The organism is Bacteroidota bacterium, assembly GCA_034723125.1.
Taxonomy (GTDB): domain Bacteria; phylum Bacteroidota; class Bacteroidia; order CAILMK01; family JAAYUY01; genus JAYEOP01.
In genome coordinates this window covers 1-2,634 of the sequence record JAYEOP010000325.1, presented here as the reverse complement: position 1 = coordinate 2,634, position 2,634 = coordinate 1, and the positions used below count along the sequence as shown (strand labels likewise).

The 2,634-nt window shown below is 31.4% G+C and carries 1 protein-coding gene; it reads right to left on the bottom strand.

Annotated elements, in window-relative coordinates:
- Window positions 1-446 precede the first annotated feature (446 nt).
- Window positions 447-2,051, bottom strand: coding sequence for an AbgT family transporter (locus tag U9R42_09075; GenBank protein ID MEA3496171.1), 1,605 nt, complete (start codon window positions 2,049-2,051; stop codon window positions 447-449).
- Between the last annotated feature and the right edge of the window lie 583 nt (window positions 2,052-2,634).

Genomic DNA, 2,634 nt, shown 5'->3' with positions numbered 1-2,634 from the left:
CTGGTGATTTTTTTATCTGGTTAGATTCTCCTCCGTAGCTTTAGCGAAGGAGGATTTGGTTATCTGTTTATTTGGTTATCTGTTTATTTGGTTATTTGTTTATTTGAAAGCTTTTGAGATACTTTTTGCTTGGGTTTTAACTTTTAATTTTTAGTTTTTAGTTTTAAGTACTTCTTCTTGTTTATCCGTAACACATAACCTTTTAGTTTTTAGTTTTTAGTTTTTAGTTTTAAGTACTTCTTCTTGTTTATTTGTTTAAACGCAGAGTCGCAGAAACGCAGAGGAAAAGGTAACAAAAAAGTCACCCCTATTCAGACAAGCACAGACTGCTTACTGAAGACTGCGGACTGCTTACTGGAGACTGTTTATTTGTTTATTTGAAAGCTTTTGAAATACTTTTTGCTTGGGTTTTAGTTTTTAGTTTTTAACTTTTAGTTTTTAACTCATTAAAACCCACTCAAAGGAATAATCACTGTTGGAATAAGGAGAAGTAAGCCAAGAATCATCAAAATTATCATAAAAGGAGTAATCCATTTCAGCCATTTTTGATAAGGAATTTTTGCCACACTTAGCACTCCGAGTAACACTCCCGAGGTAGGAGTTATCATATTTGTAAATCCATCACCAAACTGAAAAGCCATAACTGTTGATTGTCTTGAAATTCCAATAAGGTCAGAAAAAGGAGCCATAATAGGCATTGTAAGAGCAGCCTTTGCTGAGCCTGAAGGAATAACTACATTTATTAATGTTTGTATTAAATACATAATGCTTACCGATGCAATATCTCCAAGATTATTCATTGATTTTGATAAAACATAAAGAATTGTATCTATAACTTTTCCATCTTCAAGGATAATTATTATTCCACCAGCCAAACCAACGATTAATGCTGCCGACATAATATCTTTTACACCATCTAAAAATAATTTTACTATTTCATTGCCATCATTTTTCATTGCAATTCCTGAAAAAATCCCCATTGCAAAAAACAGTGTTGCTATTTTCATAATGTACCATTCGTATCCCATTACTCCAACAATAAGAAAAACAATAGTATAAAGCAATAAACTAAGGACAAAAAAATGAGCTGATTTTCTTAGAGTAATAATTCCTGTTAAAGCAAAAAGCCCTGTGATAATTGGAATTATGGGAATGGTAAAAGCTGTTCCTGAACCCGAAGAAGGATCCCCGATTTTCATTGTTGTCATAGAATATAAAAATGAAAATATTATTAGTGAAATCAATAAAAATCCATACACTCCCCAAGCGATTTTGGGAGTAAAATATTTTATAGATTCCATATCTGAATTACCACGTTTTCGCCAGTATTCATCTTCTTCGTAAACTACTGATATTTTAGGATTTTTTTTAACTTTGGCAGCATAGCGAAGAACATAAGCTATTCCTATAACACTAATTACCACCCAGCAAAATACTCTGTACTCGAAGCCGGAAAAAAGAGGTAATTCGGCAATTCCCTGAGCAATACCAATTGTAAACGGATTTAAAATAGCTCCTGCAAATCCTAATCCTGCCGCTACAAAAACCATACACACTCCAACGATAGAATCATAACCCATAGAAATTGCAAGTGGCACAAGAATTATGATAAAAGCAATTGTTTCTTCACTCATTCCAAAAACAGCCCCGAACAAAGAGAACATCAACATTATTAGTGTGATAACAATATTATGCACACCTATTTTTTTTAATATTTTTATTTTTTCAAGCTTCTTGGTGAATTTGATAAAAGAAAAAATTCCAACATCAAGAGCTTTGCTATTGTTCATAATCCAGAATGCACCACCTATCATTAGTATAAAAACGATTATACCTGATTGTCTTTCAAACCCTTTGAACAAAGCACCGAAGATTTGCCAAGTTTGAGGATTGCTATCGGTTCGTTGAAAAATTACTTCTGTTTTTTCTATTCCGTTTTCATTAACTGTTTTCTTAACATATTCACCTCCTGGGATTACCCAAGTCAAAACTGCAGAAATTACAACAATGTAAAAAACGATTGCATAAGTATGAGGTATTTTTTTGAACATTTAATTTGCTTTTTTTAAGCTGTCAAAAATAAATAAATATTTTGCACTAAGCCAACAAATATGACTAAATCAACAATAGTGTTATTTGTTTATCTGCTTAGATTCTCCTCCGTAGCTTTAGCGAAGGAGGATTTGGTTATTTGTTTATTTGTTTAAACGCAGAGTCGCAGAAACGCAGAGAAAAATTAACAAAAAAAGTCAACCCTATTCAGGCAAGCACAAAGCATAGACTGCTTACTGAAGACTGTTTATTTATTTATTTGTTTATCTGTTTATTCTTAACACATAACTTTTAGTTTTTAGTTTTAAGTACTTCTTCTTGTTTATCCGTAACACATAACCTTTTAGTTTTTAGTTTTTAGCTTTTAGTTTTAAGTACTTCTTCTTGTTTATCCGTAACACATAACCTTTTAGTTTTTAGTTTTTAGCTTTTAGTTTTAAGTACTTCTTCTTGTCTATCCGTAACACATAACCTTTTAGTTTTTAGTTTTTAGCTTTTAGTTTTAAGTACTTCTTCTTGTTTATCCGTAACACATAACCTTTTAGTTTTTAGTTTTTAGCTTTTAGTTTTAAGTACTTCTTC